Origin of the sequence: Streptomyces sp. NBC_01433, from assembly GCF_026340105.1 — a bacterium.
Lineage (GTDB): Bacteria > Actinomycetota > Actinomycetes > Streptomycetales > Streptomycetaceae > Streptomyces.
Map to the genome: position 1 here is coordinate 1775929 of NZ_JAPEPM010000001.1, position 15465 is coordinate 1791393.

Below are 15465 nucleotides of genomic sequence, written 5' to 3' on the forward strand. Positions count from 1 at the left end.
AAGAGTGACCAATGACGTGAAGGAAATTTTCAGCGGCGACTCCCCGCCCGCTCCCGCGGCCCTCGCCGCCAAGGTCCGGACCCTCGCGCCCTCCATGACCCGCTCCATGCAGCGCGTCGCCGAAGCCGTCGCGAGTGACCCGGCCGGATGCGCCGCCCTCACCGTCACCGGTCTCGCCGAGCTCACCGGCACCAGCGAGGCCACCGTGGTCCGCACCGCACGGCTCCTCGGCTATCCCGGCTACCGGGACCTGCGCCTGGCGCTCGCCGGGCTCGCCGCGCATCAGGAGTCCGGCCGGGCGCCCGCCGTCACCGCGGACATCGCCGTCGACGACCCGATCGCGGACGTGGTCGCCAAGCTCGCCTACGACGAGCAGCAGACCCTCGCCGACACCGCCGCCGGGCTGGACACCGTGCAGCTCGGTGCCGCCGTCGCCGCCGCGTCGACCGCCCGCCGCATCGACATCTACGGCGCCGGGGCCTCCTCCCTCGTCGGCCAGGACCTGGCGCAGAAGCTGCTCCGGATCGGGCTGATCGCGCACGCCCACATGGACCCGCACCTCGCGGTGACCAACGCCGTGCAGCTCCGTTCCGGTGACGTGGCCATCGCCATCACGCACTCCGGGTCGACCAGCGACGTCATCGAGCCGCTCCGGGTCGCCTTCGACCACGGGGCGACGACCGTCGCGATCACCGGCCGGCCGGACGGCGCGGTCACGCAGTACGCGGACCACGTGCTGACCACGTCCACCGCCCGCGAGAGCGAGCTGCGCCCGGCCGCCATGTCGAGCCGTACGAGCCAGCTCCTCGTCGTGGACTGCCTGTTCATAGGGGTGGCCCAGCGGACGTACGAGACGGCCGCCCCGGCGCTCGCCGCGTCCTACGAGGCGCTCGCCCACCGCCACAACCCCCGCACCCGCTGAACCGTACGAGACCGAGAAAGCAGAGCCGCTCTCCATGACCTCCACCACCGACGCCAACACCGACGCCAACACCGGCGGCTACGGTGAGCTGCGCGCCCAGCTGGCCACCCTCACCACCGAGGCATTCCGACCCGAGCTCGCCGAGATCGACCAGCTCCCCACGCGGGAACTGGCGCGGATCATGAACGGCGAGGACAACAGCGTCCCCGCCGCCGTCGCCGCGCGGCTGCCGGAGATCTCGGCCGCGATCGACGCCACCGCCGAGCGCATGGCACGCGGCGGCCGGCTGATCTACGCGGGCGCGGGCACCGCGGGCCGCCTCGGGGTCCTGGACGCCAGCGAGTGCCCGCCCACCTTCAACACCGACCCGTCCGAGGTCGTCGGCCTGATCGCGGGCGGCCCGTCCGCCATGGTCAAGGCCGTCGAGGGCGCCGAGGACAGCAAGGAGCTGGCCGCCGCCGACCTGGACGCGCTGAAGCTGACCGCCGACGACACCGTGGTCGGCATCTCCGCCTCCGGCCGCACCCCGTACGCCATCGGCGCCGTCGAGCACGCCCGCGCCCTGGGCGCCCTGACCATCGGGCTCTCCTGCAACGCGGACTCGGCGCTCGCCGCCGCCGCCGAGCACGGCCTGGAGGTCGTCGTCGGACCCGAGCTGCTCACCGGCTCCACCCGCCTCAAGGCCGGTACGGCGCAGAAGCTCGTCCTCAACATGATCTCGACCATCACGATGATCCGGCTCGGCAAGACGTACGGGAATCTGATGGTCGACGTCCGCGCCTCCAACGAGAAGCTGCGGGCCCGCTCCCGCCGCATCGTCTCGCTGGCCACCGGCGCCTCCGACGCCGAGATCGAGGCCGCGCTCGCCGCCACCGACGGCGAGGTGAAGAACGCGATCCTCACCATCCTCGGCCGGGTCGACGGACCCACCGCCGCCACACTCCTGACCGACTCCGACGGTCACCTCCGCGCCGCCCTCGCGGCCGTACGCACCACCTGACCCACCGGCACCACTCCCGCACCCCCGCACAGCAAGGCACCACGCACATGGCCACAGAAGACAAGAACCGCGCCACTGCCGCCGCGATCCTGCCGCTCGTCGGTGGCGCCGCGAACGTCAGCTCCATCGCCCACTGCATGACCCGGCTCCGCCTCGGTCTGCACGACCGTTCCCTCGTCGACGACGAGGCCCTGAAGGCCGTCCCCGCCGTCATGGGCGTGGTCGATGACGACACGTACCAGATCGTCCTCGGCCCCGGTACGGTCGCCCGCGTCACGCCGGAGTTCGAGAAGCTGGTCGAGGAAGGCCGGGCCGCCGCTCCGGAACCCTCCCCCGCGACCGGCCCCGTCTCCGCCGACGAACTGGCCGCGCAGGGCGCCGCGATCAAGGCGCAGCAGAAGGCGAAGAACGCCACCCCGTTCAAGCTGTTCCTGCGGAAGATCGCGAACATCTTCGTCCCGCTGATCCCGGCCCTCATCGGCTGCGGCATCATCGCGGGCCTCAACGGCCTGCTGGTCAACCTGGGGTGGCTGCCCTCCGTCACCCCCGCACTCGCCGCGATGGCCTCCGGCTTCATGGCGCTGATCGCGGTGTTCGTCGGCTACAACACGGCGAAGGAGTTCGGCGGTACGCCGATCCTCGGCGGCGCGGTCGCGGCCATCATCGTCTTCCCGGGCGTCGCGAACATCGACGCGTTCGGCCAGACCCTCTCCCCCGGACAGGGCGGTGTGCTCGGCGCGCTGGGCGCGGCGGTGCTCGCGGTGTACGTGGAGAAGTGGTGCCGCCGCTGGGTGCCCGAGGCCCTGGACGTCCTGGTCACCCCGACCCTGACGGTCCTGATCTCCGGCCTGGTGACCATCTTCGGCCTGATGTACGTGGCCGGTGAGGTCTCCTCCGCCATCGGTACGTTCGCCGACTGGCTGCTGTCCAACGGCGGCGCGGGCGCGGGCTTCGTCCTCGGCGGTCTCTTCCTGCCGCTGGTGATGCTGGGCCTGCACCAGGCGCTGATCCCGATCCACACCACGCTGATCGAACAGCAGGGCTACACGGTCCTGCTCCCGATCCTCGCGATGGCCGGCGCGGGCCAGGTCGGCGCGGCTGCGGCCGTCTACTTCCGCCTCCCGCGCAACGAGTCGATCCGCCGCACCATCAAGTCCGCCCTCCCCGCAGGTCTGCTGGGCGTCGGCGAACCCCTGATCTACGGTGTCTCGCTGCCGCTGGGCCGCCCCTTCATCACGGCGTGCGTCGGCGGCGCGTTCGGCGCGGGCTTCGTGGGTCTGTTCAACCAGCTCGGCGACACGGTCGGCTCCACGGCCATCGGCCCGTCCGGCTGGGCCCTGTTCCCGCTGCTCGACGGCAACCACGGCCTGGGCTCGACGATCGCCATCTACGCGGGCGGCCTGCTCGTCGGCTATGTCGCCGGGTTCGTCGCCACGTACTTCTTCGGCTTCAGCAAGGACCTGCTGACGGAGTTCAACGTCTCCCAGGAACCCGCCCCCTCCACGGTCACCGCCACCGGCGGCCACCCCACGGCAGCACCGGGAACGCCCCCCGGCACCGGACCCGAGAAGGGCCCCGGCTCCCCCACGAAGGAACCTGCGGGGGTCTGACCGCCCTTCGTACGGCGCCACCGACGACTGAACGGCACCGGGGCACACGCAGCGCTGCGTGTGCCCCGGTGCCGTTCAGCCGTCGGTGGCGCCGCGAGGTTCCCGCGCCACGGCCCCGCATCCCCTCGCGCGGTAAAGCGCGACGATGCCCCGGAAACTTATTTCACCCATGGTGTGTAGGGATTTCATTCACGGGCACCAGATGCATCGGAGGTTGATACATATGGTTCCCCTGCTACTCGTTCTTCTGCTCGCCCTGATCCTTTTCGGTGCCGGTTTCGCACTCAAGGCACTGTGGTGGATCGCCATAATCGTGCTGGCGATCTGGCTGATAGGTTTCTTCGTCCGCCCGACCGCGAGCGGCGGCGGGCGCGGCCGGTGGTACCGCTGGTAGCCGCGCCTGACCAGCACGGACAGTCTCCACAGCGCAGAGCTCAGTACAGATGACGAGTGGGCCCGGACGGATCTCCGTCCGGGCCCACTCGCGTTCCGCGTTACCCGGGACATATGAACCGAAGAAATCGTGCATGAGGTCCACAGACCCGGGCACCCGATAGACCGAGAGCCGCTCACCACCTTTTCGGTGGGGGCCCTCACGCCGAATTGGACCGTCTGGAAAGGAGCCTTTTCATGAGCGACGACCTGTGGGGTTACCGGCCTTCGAGCGGTCACACCGCCGGAGCGGATCTGACCGGATATTCGGTCGAGGCGACCGACGGCAGCATCGGCAAGGTCGACAAGCACTCCGACGATGTCGGCTCGGCCTGTCTCGTGGTCGACACCGGGATGTGGATCTTCGGCAAGGAAGTCCTGCTGCCCGCGGGCACGGTCACGCGCATAGACACGGAAGACCGGAAGGTCTTCGTGGAGCTGACCAAGGACCAGGTCAAGGACTCACCGGAGTTCGACCGGCACAAGCACACGGGTGACCCGGGCTATCACGCGCAGGTCGGCGGCTACTACGGCGCCTTCCGCATCATGTGATCCCTCGCGCCACCCAGAGGCGGCGGGCCCGACCCTGAAGAAGGGCCGGCCCCGCCGCCGTCCGGCATGTCGGCTCCCGGCACGTCGGCTCTCGGCATGTCGGCCCCGGAACGTGTGCCCACTGCCGTCGGCCCCGGCACGTCACTCACCGGCACGTCGGCCCAGTCCCGCGCCCGCCCCACGCCCGCGCCGCCCCCGCCAAACGCCCCGTCAGCTGACCAGGTCCGACCAGAAGGACACGCTCGGCGGTACGTCCGAAGCGTCGCCCCCCGCCGCCTCCCACCCCACGAACTCGCGGTCCACGTAGTCCCGCAGGTCACGCCCGTAACAAATGGTGTCCGCGCCGTACACCGACAGGACGGGGTGCCCGAACGTCCCCCGGCCCGGCGGAAGGTACCGGTGCGAGTACACCGGAATCAGCTGCGGGACCGAAGCCAGTTCGCCCCGCGCGACGATCACGGCCTGCTCCGTGTCCGACGGCCGGGGCCCCCACGCCTCCCCGTACCACCACCCGTGCTCGACCGAGAACAGCAGCCCCTCGACCGGCCATGACAGCCGCCGTCGGATTTCCGCAGGATCACCGTCCCGCCAGTCCACCCAAGGCTGACGCCGGGACGCGCCCTCCTCCGGAGGGGACACGGACCCGACGGGCAGACCGGCGGCGAGGAAGGCGCGGTGGTCGTCGGCGAACTCGATTCCGTACTCCGCCTCGATGCGGCCGAACTCCCCTTCACTCAGCCCCGGCCGCATCACGCAGTCGCCGATCTCCGCCAGGCGGCGCGCTGCCCGCGCACCCGCCCGCTGTCCCGCACCGGTCATCACCTCAGCAGCCTAACGACCACCGCGCCACCGCCGGTCCCACCTCAACGTGGCAGCTGTCCCTCCCGGTTGATCTCGGTCACCCGGGCCCGCAGGACAGCGCCCGGCGGGGCCGGTTCGACGACCTCCGGCGGGCAGTCCCACTCCGGGCCGCCGCCCGGCGGCCTCAGTTGTACGTACGGCCCGACCCGGCCCATCACCCGGCCCACCCGCCCGTCCCGGACGTCCACCGCGAACGACCCCGGCTCGGGCATACACGCGTCAAGTCCCTCACCCGTCATTGACCGCTCTCCTTGTCCGCCAGCACCTGGCACAGCCGCAGCGCGGTGTCGAGGTTGCACCGGCCCAGGTCGACCAGTGGCGCCGGTTCGTTCCCGGCGCACGACACGGGGTCGATCCGCAGCGACGGCAGCGTGACGCCGACCCCGCCGAGACCGTCCTTCAGCCGCGCCACCACGTCCTCCGCCATCCGCACTCTCTCCGCCGCCGCTTTGCGCCGCTCTGTCGCTTCCATGCTGCACACCTTCCACGCTGAGTGAGGGAAATGCCTACCCAGCGTGTCCAACGCGCAGCTGCCCCGGAAGAGGCGCAGTTCCGGCAAACGCGCATGTGTCACAGCCAGTTGCCATGAGGCCCCGCCATCACCCGGGGAATGCCGTACGAACTGACCTACGATCCAAGGGTGGCCGACACGATCCCGGCGGCCGCGTCCTGGCCCTGATCGCGCCGGCGGCAAAGGATGACGACGATGAGACCCAGCAGCTCCGACCACGATCTGTCCACGGCGACCTGGCACAGGTCCTCGTACTGCGGGGCAAGCGGTGGGAACTGCCTCGAAGTCGGCTTCTGGCAGCCGTCCCCACGCAGCGCGGGCGACGGCGAGGGCGACTGCGAGGGCAAGGACGCGGGCGGCAGCGACGGTCCCGACGCCCTCCCCCGCCTCGTCCCCGTCCGCGACTCCAAGAGGGCCGACGGCCCGGCGATCCTGTTCCGGGCCGGTGCCTGGGAGCCCTTCCTCAGCAACGTCAAGCGCGCCTGACGGTCTCGGCCCTCGGGTGATCCGCCGCGCGCCTCCCGAAGCTCAAGCAGCGAGATCCGAGCGCTCTTCACAGTGATGGGGTGGATGGGTCACTTGTCCCACCCACCCACCCTGCCTGCGAAGTTGACCATTTGTGACCGGTTTGCCACGGACGGTTGTCACGCTCTAGCGTGCGTCACAGACAACGGAAAATGGACGACCCCCGCCGGTGCAACGAACACCGAACGAGGGTCTGGCCCACTAGATCGAAAAAAGGTCGATCCATGGTTGCTGAACAGCTTAGTGCTGTCCCTGCCCCGCCGCACGTATCCCCGCCCACCGCATCGCCCGCCCCACCGCCCGCCGCGCCCCACCCGATGGCGAATCCGGGCTACGGCAAGCGCTCGGCCCCGTACCAACGCCCTCATGCCGATCGGGACTTCGCGCACCTGCTCCCCCGTGACGCCGCCATCGCCGCGTACATCGACCGGCTGCCGGACGGCTCCGACATCTCCGTGAAGACGCTGGCCAAGGTGCTCCCGTACGGACAGTGCGCTATGCGCACCTCGCTCAACCGGCTCCAGGACGCCGGGCATCTGCGCCGGGGCAGCGAGTGCGTCGCCACCGAGGACGTCCTGCTCTGGGTGACCCGGTCGTTCTTCTCCCGCACCGCGCGCGACGACGACTGGTGGGCGGCGTTCACCCGGGGCGACGTACCGCAGGAGCCGCAACGGCCCACCCGCTCACGGGCGTTCATCCTGCTGGCCGCGCTGGGGCGTACGGTACCCGCGCTGTCCCTGTCCGCCGCCGACTGCGTGAACCTGGAACCGCAGGTCAGCGAGTGGTTCGAGCGGGGCGCCACCGAGGCGGAACTGCTGCACGCCCTCACCGCGGGCCTCCCCAGCCCCGTCCACCACGCCGCGTCCCTGGTCCGCCGCCGCCTCACCGACAAGATGCCACCCGAGCGGATCGCCCCGGTCCACCGCACGGTCCTGCGCAGCCTCGAATGCGGCGAGTGCCGTCGTCCCGGCACCCCCGAGACCCTTCTCGGCGGCCGGTGCAAACCCTGCCGCGGCGCCGCACCCGACAACGACTTCGGCCCGCCCGGGGCCGTACAGGCACCAGGTGTCCGCGACCGCATGAGCGCGGTGCGCGCGGCAGTGGTCCCCCGATCGGAAAGGACATACCGATGACCGTGCGGCTCATCCGTGGCAGAAGCCGGGCACGATGGAGGGGAGGAGGCGACGCCATGACCCCCAGCACGGCCGATCACGCCCAGATGTCCGTCGAGGAGTTCGAGCAGCTCGCCCGCACGGCCCCGGAAACCGTGACGCTCGAATTCATCCGAGGAAGGCCGGAGGTCAAGCCCGTGCCCGACGGTGACCACGGAACCATCTTCATGTGGCTGCTGCGTCAATGCATGCAACAGCGCGCCGATCTGGACCTGCACCCCGAGCAGGGCCTGGCAGTGGAGGCCTACCCTCAGGGCCGGGCACGCCCCGACGGCACGCTCGCCCCGCGTCGCCACTTCGCCGGGAAGGGCGAGTGGGCACCTGCCGACGGCGTCCTGATGACCGTAGAAGTCACGTCGTACGACTACGACACCGACCGCCGCGACCGTACCGAGAAGCGCGACGGCCACGCGGCTGCCGACATCCCCGTCTACCTCCTCATCGACCGGGACAACGACACCCTCGTCGTCCACAGCGAACCGGAGAAGGGCCGCTACCGGCAGCAGACCACGTACGGGTACGGCGACACCGTCGCCCTCCCCGCACCCGTCGATGTCACCCTGGACACCGAAGAGCTCAAGGACTACGCCCGCTGAACCCGCCCGTCAGCGTGCGTCCGCAGTGAGCTGGGTGGTGGCCAGTTCGCGGTACAGGTCGTCGGAGTCCACCAGTTCCTCGTGGGTCCCCGCCGTACGGACACGTCCGTCCTGAAGGACCACGATGCGGTCCGCGTGCACCACCGTGGACAGCCGGTGGGCGATGACCAGGACCGTGGTCTCCTGGGCGAGTTCGAGGATGACGTCGCGCAGCCGGTGCTCGTTGACCGCGTCCAGCTGCGAGGTCACCTCGTCCAGCAGGAGCAGGCGCGGCTTGCGCAGCAGCGCGCGGGCGATGGCGATCCGCTGGCGTTCGCCACCGGACAGGGTGACGCCCCGGTGGCCGACCGCCGTGTCGAGCCCGTCCGGCAGCCGGCCGACGAGGTCGTCCAGCCGGGTGCGTTCGACCGCCGCGCGCAGTTCGTCCTCCGTGGCCCGGGGGGCGGCGAACAGGAGGTTGTCCTTGAGGGTCCCGGCGAGGACCGGGGAGTCCTGTTCCACGTACGCCAGGGAGGCGCGCAGCTCGGCCAGCGGCCAGTCCCGGATGTCCCGGCCGCCGACGGTGATCGTGCCCCCGTCGTGGTCGTAGAACCGTTCCAGCAGGCCGAACACGGTGGACTTTCCCGCTCCGGAGGGGCCGACCAGCGCGACGAGCCCGCCGGTGGGGACGTCGAAGGTGACGCCGTTGTGGGCCGGGGCGCGCTCGTCGCCGTAGCCGAAGACGACGTCCCGGAAGGTGACGCCGAGAGGGGTGGGGGGCACGGTGACCGGCGTGGCGGCGGGGGGCGCCGGTTCGCCGGGCAGGGACTCGATCTCGTCGATACGGCGTACGGCGGCGAGGCCGCTCTGGAGGCCGGTCCAGCCCTCCACGAGGCCGCCGATCGGGCCCATCAGATAGAAGAGGTAGAGCAGGAAGGCGATCAGCGAGGAGATCTCCAGCGATCCCGAGGCGACGCGTGCGCCTCCGACACCCAGCACCGCCAGGAAGGCCAGCTGGATCGCCATCATCATCGTGACGTCGGAGACCGAGGACCAACGGGCCACCGACACGCCCCGGTCGTGGGCGCGGCGCGCGGCCTCGGCGACAAGGGCGCTCTCGCGTTCCTCGGCTCCACTCGCCTTGACCGTGCGGAATGCCTGGAGCACCCGGTCGAGCGAGGCGCCCATCGCGCCGACGGCCTCCTGGGCCCGGAGCTGGGCGCGCTGGATCCGGGGCATCAGGAGGCCGGTCATGGCGCCGATGACGACGATGACGAGCAGGGTGACGCCGAGCAGCACCGCGTCCATGTACGCCATGAACGCGAGGGTGCCCAGCAGCATCAGGACGCTGTTGACCGACTCGACCACGCTGCTGGACAGGACGGTGCGCAGCAGGGTGGTGTCGCTGGTGACACGGGACTGGAGGTCGCCGGGGGTCAGACGGTCCACTGCCGGGACCTTCAACCGGAGTATGCGGCCCACCAATTGGTTACGGGCCCGCAGGACGACGCCCTCTCCGGTACGGGCCATGAGGTAGCGGCCGGTCGCCGACAGACAGGCCCCGGCGAGGACGACGGCGGTGAGGGCGATGAGCGGCGCGGCGGGTGAGCCGCCCTCGGCGAAGGCGTCGACGGCGTACTTCGCCATCAGCGGCATGGCGAGCCCCGCCCCGGAACCGGCGAGCGACAGCAGACCGGCCCACAGGAGCATCCGCCAGTGCGGCCGGACCCGTCCCAGGAGGAGGCGCAGGGGGGTGGTGGGTGCGGAGGGACCGCCCGCCGCACCGCCCACTGTGTCGCCCGCCGCGCCTTCCGCTGTGCCGCCCTTCGCGGCGGCCGCCTCGGCTTTCGCCCCGGGCGTCTGCTCGTCCGCCGCCTCTGTCGTCGTACTCATCCGGATCCCCCTCGCGTACCGAAACCACCGTCAGAGGCCGGAGGTCGACCGCCTCCGCCTGCTCGCCGACCGACCGACCGACCGTCCCCCTGTACCCAAGCATGCGGCGAGAGCAGCTGTACGGTCCGCACCGGGGCGAAGCGCACCTCGCCGCGAACGCCCGAGGGCGGCACCCGCCTTGCAGGGGTGCCGCCCTCGGTATGTCGGACAGCTCCGATCCACCGGGGTTGTTCACACAACGGCCTGACCCGCACAGGCATGGCCAGGCCGGCCCTGCCCGCACAGCCTTGGACGGTGGCTGAGCACAGCAATACGCCGGTGCGGCGGATATCCGGGATGATCACTTGCTCCACGAGTGGCAGGGCTTTTCGTCCCGATGCCATGAGGCAGGACATCAGCTGCACTGCCTGGTCTGGCCCTGACCTGCTGCTTTACTTGATACGCCCGACCGGTTCTCGGAAACAGTCGTGCATCCGGGGTTCCCCGGGGGCCAGGTCAGGGAGATTCCGGCGCTCGGCAGGTCAGGTCCTTGGCCGGGAGCCTGCCTGTGGTCAGGTAGAGCGTGGCGCTCCTGTCCGCGCAGGAGTTGGTGCCGTTGACGATGTGCCCCTCCCCGCCGGCGACGGTGACCATCCGGGAGCCGCGCAGGGCCCGGTGCATTGCCTGGCCCTCGGCCAGGGGCGTTGCGGGGTCCCACTCGTTCTGCAGGATGAGTGCACGGACCGTGTTGTTCACCGGTGTCCTGGGCTCGCTGCCCGGCTTCCAGAAGGCACACGGCTTGATGTTGGACTCGAAATCGCCGGACAGCGGATATCGCGTGTTGTCGCGGATCGCGTCACGGCGGTACTGCTCGGGGTCGCGCGGCCACGACGTGCGGGTGTCGGCGCAGAGGACCGCCCAGGCGCTCGCGGCGTTGTTGTCCGAGGGAACGTCACGGGCGGACGTCGGCGGGAGAGGGCTCGGGGCCGGCGTCCTCGTCTTGCCCTCGGCCGCCTTCTTCAGTCCGGTGACCCATGAGGCGGCTTCCCGGACGCGGGAGAACATGGCGCGCTGAGCGCGGATGGCGTCACTGGTGAAGAGTGTCCCGCCGTAGTCGACGGGTTCGCGGTCGGCCCGGGCGACGAGGTCCCAGAAGGTCTTGCGGACCCCGGCCGGGGTACGGCCCAGTTCGTACGTCGTGTGTCGCCGGGCGGTCCATTCGGTCCATCGTGTGAAGGCGGGCTCGGCCCTCGCCGCCATCGCCTGGAACATGCCCCGCCCGTACCGCGCGGGGTCGGTCGCGCTGTCCAGCACGAACCGGTCGGTTCGCCGGGGGAACATCTGCGTGTAGACGGCGCCGAGGTAGGTGCCGTAGGAGAACCCCAGGTAGGAGATTCTCTTTTCTCCCAGCACCGTGCGGATGACGTCCATGTCGCGAGCGGTGTTGCGGGTGGTGAGGTGGCGCAGCGTGTCACCCGCCCTGGCCCGGCACTTGTCTGCCACCGTACGGGCCCACTTCACATCCTTCGCGAAGGTCTCGGCCTTGTACGGGCGCTCCAAGTCCTGTTCGTCGTCGGTCAGACCGCAGCTGACGGGTGAGCTGCGCCCGACGCCCCTCGGGTCGAACCCGATGAGGTCGTAACGTCTGTTCACTTCCTCGGGGAGGTTCACGTCCGGGTGGACAGGCATGTTCAGGCCCGGCCCGCCGGGGCCGCCGGGGTTGAGCAGCAGAACGCCACGACGTTCCTTCGCGCTCGCGCTGCTTGCCCTCAACCGGGATATCGCGATGTCGATCTTCTTGCCGCCGGGATCGCTGTAGTCCAGCGGCACCTTGATAGTCGCGCACTGATAGGTGGCGGGGTTCTTCGCATCGCAGCGCTGCCACTGGGGCTTCTGTTGCGCGTAGTGCCGCAGAGGGGCCTTGGCCGCAGACGCAACTGCGGCTGGTTCAGATGCGGCAAAGGCCGTTGCGGGTGTCAGCCCCGAAACGAAAGTCGCCACGATGCCGACGGCCATGAGCGATGCTATTCGTGTGTTTCGCACAATGATGCTCGTCCTTGCTGGGGGGACTGGGAATCGCCCGCCGGTCAATTTCCGGTGAGCTGCTGGTGGACGCACTGCTTGTACTGCTGGAAGCTGTCGGGCTGGTAGCACTCCTGCGTCTCGTTGGCGTACCAGACGAAGAAGACGGCGACCAGGACGGACACCACGATCGCGACGGACGACGTCACCACGCCGGTGATGGACATGCCCCGTCCTGCGCCGGTCCGCTTGGTCGTCTTCAGGGCGATGAGGCCCAGGACCAGGCCGATGACGCCGAGCAGGCCGCCGATGACGCCGATCGAGGTGCTCAAGCCGATGATGCCCAGCACCATGGCGGCCCTGGCCAGGCCGTTCTTGCCGCCCCGAGGGCCGGGGCCGGGGCCGGGGCCGGGGGCATACGGGCCCGCTCCGGCAGCCCAGTTCGATGCTGTGTGATTCGGCGACATCTCTATCCCTTGCGTATTCATCGGCCGTCCTCCGGTCAACTGCTCAGGGCACGATCCTGGCTTCCGGGGTCTCGGGTGCGCATCGCGGGAAAGCGGGAAAAAGAGCTCCCCCGATCGGGGGAGGCCCCCGGTGAGCTGCCCGGTCATACTGGCCGAATCATGATCAAGGGAATCCGGCCGCTGCTGCGCGGCTCAACGTATTCGGGCGTGCTGTTCGCCTATTGCGGCGCGATGGCGAGCCTTCCACTGCTGCCTTTCGCGATGCTGCCGACGCTGGCCTGGCCATCCGCTCCCTATGGATTGCGGATGGTTCTGACCCTGCTGGTCTGGGCAGCGCTGATAGGCATGGTCGGGCTGGCCCGCACCACGCGGCGGGCGCTGATCGCGTTCGCCCGTCGACTGCTGAGGGTGCCGTTGCCGGATCCCGTGGCCGCGTCGGCTCCAGCCGTCTCGGGCCCCGTCACGCCGTCCGGCGCCGACCGCCTGCGGACTCCGCTCTGGCTGCTGCTGCACGTGGCGCTGGGGTGGACGGGGGCGCTGACGAGCGGTGTGCTGGTCATCGCGGGCCTGACTCTCCCGGTGGGCCGGTTCCGTGCCGAGGCGGAGCTGAGTCTGTACGGCTGGTCGGTGCGGCCGGAGTCCGGCTGGCAGAGCTGGGCGGCAGCGCTCGGCTGCGTGCTGCTGGCGGCGGCCGTGTGCGTGCTGGTGACGAGCGCCCTGCAGTGGTTGGCGCCGAGGCTGTTGGGGCCGTCGTCGGCCGAGCGGCTCGCGCTGGCGGCCGAGCGGGAGCTGCGGCTGGCCGAACGTAACCGGCTGGCCCACGAGTTGCACGACTCGATCGGGCACACGCTGACGGCGACCACGATCCAGGCGGCAGTGGCGGGCGAGGTGCTCTCCGCTGATCCGACGGCGGCGCGGGCCGCCCTGCGCAGCATCGAGGAGTCGGCCCGGGCCGCGTTGGAGGACCTGGACTACGTGCTGGGCGTGCTGCGCGAGGAGAAGGCGCAGACAGCGCCGACCCGGACCTTGGCCGACCTGCCCGAGCTGCTGGACCGGTTGCGGCACGCGGGCGCGGTGGTGGAGCCGGAACTGTCGGGCGAGTTGGCGCAGGTCCAGGGGACGCTCTCCCGCGCGGCGTACCGAATCCTGCAGGAGGGATTGACGAACGCGTTGCGACACGGGGCGGGCGGTCCGATCGAGGTCCGGGTGGCGGCCGCGGCGGATGGACTGGAGCTCAGTGTGGTCAACCGGACCAGGTCGGGGACGGGGACGGGAGCGGGGACGGACCCCGGGCCCGGTGCCTTCCCTACGTCCGGCCACGGCCTGCCCGGGCTGGCCGAGCGCGTGCGGCTGCTGCACGGTGAGATCGATGCCGGCCCGGACGGGCCGCAGCACTGGCGGTTGGCAGTCCGGCTGCCGGTGCGGTTGTCGGCATGACCGGCTCCGACACGAGCGAAGCCGTCACCCTCCTGATCGCGGACGACGACGAGGTGACCCGCAGCGGTCTGCGCATGCTGCTCGCGGCACGGCCGGGGATCACGGTGGTCGGGGAGGCCGCCGACGGCGTCGAGGCGGTCGAGCAGGTGCGGCTGCTGCGGCCGGACGTGGTGCTGATGGATGTGCGGATGCCGCGTCTCAACGGGCTGGAGGCCACCCGGCAGCTCCTTGCCGAGTCGGCCGGTTCGGCCGAACCGCCGAAGGTCGTGGTGATCACCACCTTCGAGAACGACGGCTACGTCACCGCCGCGCTCAGCGCGGGGGCCAGTGGGTTCGTGCTCAAGCGGCTTCCGGTCCAGCAGATCGCGGAGGCGGTACGGGTGGTGGCGGCGGGGGAGACGATCCTCTTCCCTTCGGCACTGCGCCGGATGGTCGCCGCCCGCCCGCTGGGCTCCGCCGAGGCGTTGCCGAGGGCGGCCCTGACGGGGCGGGAGGAGGAGGCGCTGCGGTTGATGGCCACCGGGCTGTCCAACCCGGAGATCGCACGGTCGCTCACGGTGAGCCTGGAGACGGTGAAGACGCACGTCGGGAACGTGCTGACCAAGCTCGGCGCGCAGAACCGGACCCACGCGGTGGTGATCGCGTACGAGTCCGGTCTGGTGGTGCCGGGCTTCTCCGGCTGACCCGGTGACCCGGTGACCCGGTGACCCGGTGACCCGGTGACCCGGCAGATTACCCAACGCGAGCAAGTCGGCACGTCAGCACGTCGTGGGAGAAGGCGCCAAGCCCCGCCGTCGGCGCACGTCGCTGCCGAAGTGGGCCAGGGCGGTGTCGGTGACCAGGGCCGGGGCGCGCAGGGGCGGGAAATGCTCGACGCCGGGCGCGCGGATGAGGCGGCAGGCGGGGATCCGGGCGGCCATCTGCTCGTTGCAGGCGATGATCGGCGGGCGGTCGAGGTCGCCGACCATCAGGACGGTGGGCACGGCCAGTTCGGCGAGGCGGGCGTAGGCGGGCGGGTCGTCGCGTCGGAACGCGCGCTCGGTGATCCAGCCCGGGACCGCGCTCCTCACCTGTGCCGCGACGGCCTCGTCGGCGCCGGCCGCCGCCCACTCGCGGAACGCGAACGCGACCAGGCCGTCCACATCGAACGCGACCAGGCCGTCCACATCACCCGCCGCCGCCAGCGCGTCCGCCTCCGCGCCCTGCGGCCGCCCGGACATCGACGGCTACCAACGCTTCAAGGGCCCGGCCGTCGCGGGCACGGCGCTCCCCCAACTCCCCCCGCTCGACGCGCCTGCCCCATGCCCGGCCCACCACCGGCCGCATTCCCGGTACCGAATGCGCGTGCGGGAGGACCATCACCCTCCCGCCCGCGCAGATGGCCTGCACCCGGCAACGCAACTTGTGGGGCACCACGGCCTGGGCCAAGGACTACGGCCGCTGCTCGGCCGTGGAATCACCCACCCCACCGGCCCAAAAGCCCTCGCCTGCCCCATCGGTACAGTGT

General features: G+C 70.8%; 17 protein-coding genes. 10 read left to right on the forward strand and 7 right to left on the reverse strand.

Annotated elements, in window-relative coordinates:
- Window positions 1-4 precede the first annotated feature (4 nt).
- The 5 genes from OG413_RS07930 (at window position 5) to OG413_RS07950 (ending at window position 4516) form a co-directional block, all read left to right on the forward strand.
- Window positions 5-922: a MurR/RpiR family transcriptional regulator gene (locus tag OG413_RS07930; protein WP_266803820.1), complete on the forward strand. Its 918-nt coding sequence runs from the start codon at window positions 5-7 to the stop codon at window positions 920-922.
- Between the two features lie 34 nt (window positions 923-956).
- Window positions 957-1922, forward strand: coding sequence for an N-acetylmuramic acid 6-phosphate etherase (gene murQ / locus OG413_RS07935; RefSeq protein WP_266803822.1), 966 nt, complete (start codon window positions 957-959; stop codon window positions 1920-1922).
- A 47-nt stretch (window positions 1923-1969) separates the two neighbouring features.
- Window positions 1970-3532, forward strand: a complete 1563-nt coding sequence (locus OG413_RS07940) for a PTS transporter subunit EIIC (protein WP_266803824.1) — start codon at window positions 1970-1972, stop codon at window positions 3530-3532.
- Between the two features lie 223 nt (window positions 3533-3755).
- Window positions 3756-3926 (forward strand): hydrophobic protein, encoded by a 171-nt coding sequence (locus tag OG413_RS07945; RefSeq protein ID WP_073718665.1) that lies wholly within the window; start codon window positions 3756-3758, stop codon window positions 3924-3926.
- 236 nt (window positions 3927-4162) lie between these two features.
- Complete coding sequence (locus OG413_RS07950) at window positions 4163-4516, forward strand: PRC-barrel domain-containing protein (RefSeq protein ID WP_266803827.1); 354 nt, start codon at window positions 4163-4165, stop codon at window positions 4514-4516.
- Window positions 4517-4726: 210 nt separating this feature from the next.
- Here OG413_RS07950 and OG413_RS07955 read toward each other — a convergent pair whose 3' ends face one another.
- The 3 genes from OG413_RS07955 to OG413_RS07965 are packed head-to-tail and all read right to left on the reverse strand — an operon-like array spanning window position 4727 to window position 5849.
- On the reverse strand, window positions 4727-5335 hold the full coding sequence (locus tag OG413_RS07955) for a hypothetical protein (protein ID WP_266809975.1): 609 nt from the start codon (window positions 5333-5335) through the stop codon (window positions 4727-4729).
- A gap of 44 nt (window positions 5336-5379) precedes the next feature.
- Window positions 5380-5616, reverse strand: coding sequence for a hypothetical protein (locus OG413_RS07960; protein WP_266803828.1), 237 nt, complete (start codon window positions 5614-5616; stop codon window positions 5380-5382).
- On the reverse strand, window positions 5613-5849 hold the full coding sequence (locus tag OG413_RS07965) for a hypothetical protein (protein WP_266803829.1): 237 nt from the start codon (window positions 5847-5849) through the stop codon (window positions 5613-5615). Before OG413_RS07965 ends, OG413_RS07960 begins: the two co-directional genes overlap by 4 nt.
- 234 nt (window positions 5850-6083) lie before the next feature.
- Between OG413_RS07965 and OG413_RS07970 the strand changes: the two genes are divergently transcribed.
- The 3 genes from OG413_RS07970 to OG413_RS07980 all read left to right on the forward strand — a co-directional run bounded on the left by OG413_RS07970 (window position 6084) and on the right by OG413_RS07980 (window position 8181).
- Window positions 6084-6374, forward strand: a complete 291-nt coding sequence (locus tag OG413_RS07970) for a DUF397 domain-containing protein (RefSeq protein WP_266803830.1) — start codon at window positions 6084-6086, stop codon at window positions 6372-6374.
- A 356-nt stretch (window positions 6375-6730) separates the two neighbouring features.
- Window positions 6731-7546: a hypothetical protein gene (locus OG413_RS07975; protein ID WP_266809977.1), complete on the forward strand. Its 816-nt coding sequence runs from the start codon at window positions 6731-6733 to the stop codon at window positions 7544-7546.
- 56 nt (window positions 7547-7602) lie between these two features.
- Window positions 7603-8181, forward strand: a complete 579-nt coding sequence (locus OG413_RS07980) for a Uma2 family endonuclease (protein ID WP_266803831.1) — start codon at window positions 7603-7605, stop codon at window positions 8179-8181.
- A 9-nt stretch (window positions 8182-8190) separates the two neighbouring features.
- Here OG413_RS07980 and OG413_RS07985 read toward each other — a convergent pair whose 3' ends face one another.
- The 3 genes from OG413_RS07985 to OG413_RS07995 all read right to left on the reverse strand — a co-directional run bounded on the left by OG413_RS07985 (window position 8191) and on the right by OG413_RS07995 (window position 12521).
- Window positions 8191-9870: an ABC transporter ATP-binding protein gene (locus OG413_RS07985; RefSeq protein WP_266809979.1), complete on the reverse strand. Its 1680-nt coding sequence runs from the start codon at window positions 9868-9870 to the stop codon at window positions 8191-8193.
- Between the two features lie 678 nt (window positions 9871-10548).
- Window positions 10549-12048 (reverse strand): alpha/beta hydrolase, encoded by a 1500-nt coding sequence (locus tag OG413_RS07990; protein WP_266803832.1) that lies wholly within the window; start codon window positions 12046-12048, stop codon window positions 10549-10551.
- Window positions 12049-12119: 71 nt separating this feature from the next.
- Complete coding sequence (locus OG413_RS07995) at window positions 12120-12521, reverse strand: DUF4190 domain-containing protein (RefSeq protein ID WP_266803833.1); 402 nt, start codon at window positions 12519-12521, stop codon at window positions 12120-12122.
- Window positions 12522-12680: 159 nt separating this feature from the next.
- On the opposite strand from OG413_RS07995, the gene OG413_RS08000 reads away from it, so the two are divergent.
- Both OG413_RS08000 and OG413_RS08005 read left to right on the forward strand, forming a co-directional pair.
- Window positions 12681-13958 (forward strand): sensor histidine kinase, encoded by a 1278-nt coding sequence (locus OG413_RS08000; protein ID WP_266803835.1) that lies wholly within the window; start codon window positions 12681-12683, stop codon window positions 13956-13958.
- Window positions 13955-14641, forward strand: a complete 687-nt coding sequence (locus OG413_RS08005; RefSeq protein WP_266803837.1) for a response regulator transcription factor — start codon at window positions 13955-13957, stop codon at window positions 14639-14641. The genes OG413_RS08000 and OG413_RS08005 overlap by 4 nt, the downstream gene beginning before the upstream one ends.
- A gap of 75 nt (window positions 14642-14716) precedes the next feature.
- Here the strand turns inward: OG413_RS08005 and OG413_RS08010 are convergent, their stop codons facing one another.
- Window positions 14717-15178 (reverse strand): alpha/beta fold hydrolase, encoded by a 462-nt coding sequence (locus OG413_RS08010; protein WP_266803839.1) that lies wholly within the window; start codon window positions 15176-15178, stop codon window positions 14717-14719.
- Window positions 15179-15465: the final 287 nt, after the last annotated feature.

Coding starts and splice junctions, on each gene's coding strand:
- OG413_RS08000 (WP_266803835.1), top strand. CDS start 12,681: ATGATCAAGGGAATCCGGCCGCTGCTGCGCGGCTCAACGTATTCGGGC.
- OG413_RS07995 (WP_266803833.1), bottom strand. CDS start 12,521: ATGTCGCCGAATCACACAGCATCGAACTGGGCTGCCGGAGCGGGCCCG.
- OG413_RS08010 (WP_266803839.1), bottom strand. CDS start 15,178: ATGTCCGGGCGGCCGCAGGGCGCGGAGGCGGACGCGCTGGCGGCGGCG.
- OG413_RS07980 (WP_266803831.1), top strand. CDS start 7,603: ATGACCCCCAGCACGGCCGATCACGCCCAGATGTCCGTCGAGGAGTTC.
- OG413_RS07985 (WP_266809979.1), bottom strand. CDS start 9,870: ATGCTCCTGTGGGCCGGTCTGCTGTCGCTCGCCGGTTCCGGGGCGGGG.
- murQ (WP_266803822.1), top strand. CDS start 957: ATGACCTCCACCACCGACGCCAACACCGACGCCAACACCGGCGGCTAC.
- OG413_RS07945 (WP_073718665.1), top strand. CDS start 3,756: ATGGTTCCCCTGCTACTCGTTCTTCTGCTCGCCCTGATCCTTTTCGGT.
- OG413_RS07970 (WP_266803830.1), top strand. CDS start 6,084: ATGAGACCCAGCAGCTCCGACCACGATCTGTCCACGGCGACCTGGCAC.
- OG413_RS07950 (WP_266803827.1), top strand. CDS start 4,163: ATGAGCGACGACCTGTGGGGTTACCGGCCTTCGAGCGGTCACACCGCC.
- OG413_RS07955 (WP_266809975.1), bottom strand. CDS start 5,335: ATGACCGGTGCGGGACAGCGGGCGGGTGCGCGGGCAGCGCGCCGCCTG.
- OG413_RS07975 (WP_266809977.1), top strand. CDS start 6,731: ATGGCGAATCCGGGCTACGGCAAGCGCTCGGCCCCGTACCAACGCCCT.
- OG413_RS07940 (WP_266803824.1), top strand. CDS start 1,970: ATGGCCACAGAAGACAAGAACCGCGCCACTGCCGCCGCGATCCTGCCG.
- OG413_RS07965 (WP_266803829.1), bottom strand. CDS start 5,849: ATGGAAGCGACAGAGCGGCGCAAAGCGGCGGCGGAGAGAGTGCGGATG.
- OG413_RS07990 (WP_266803832.1), bottom strand. CDS start 12,048: ATGGCCGTCGGCATCGTGGCGACTTTCGTTTCGGGGCTGACACCCGCA.
- OG413_RS07960 (WP_266803828.1), bottom strand. CDS start 5,616: ATGACGGGTGAGGGACTTGACGCGTGTATGCCCGAGCCGGGGTCGTTC.
- OG413_RS08005 (WP_266803837.1), top strand. CDS start 13,955: ATGACCGGCTCCGACACGAGCGAAGCCGTCACCCTCCTGATCGCGGAC.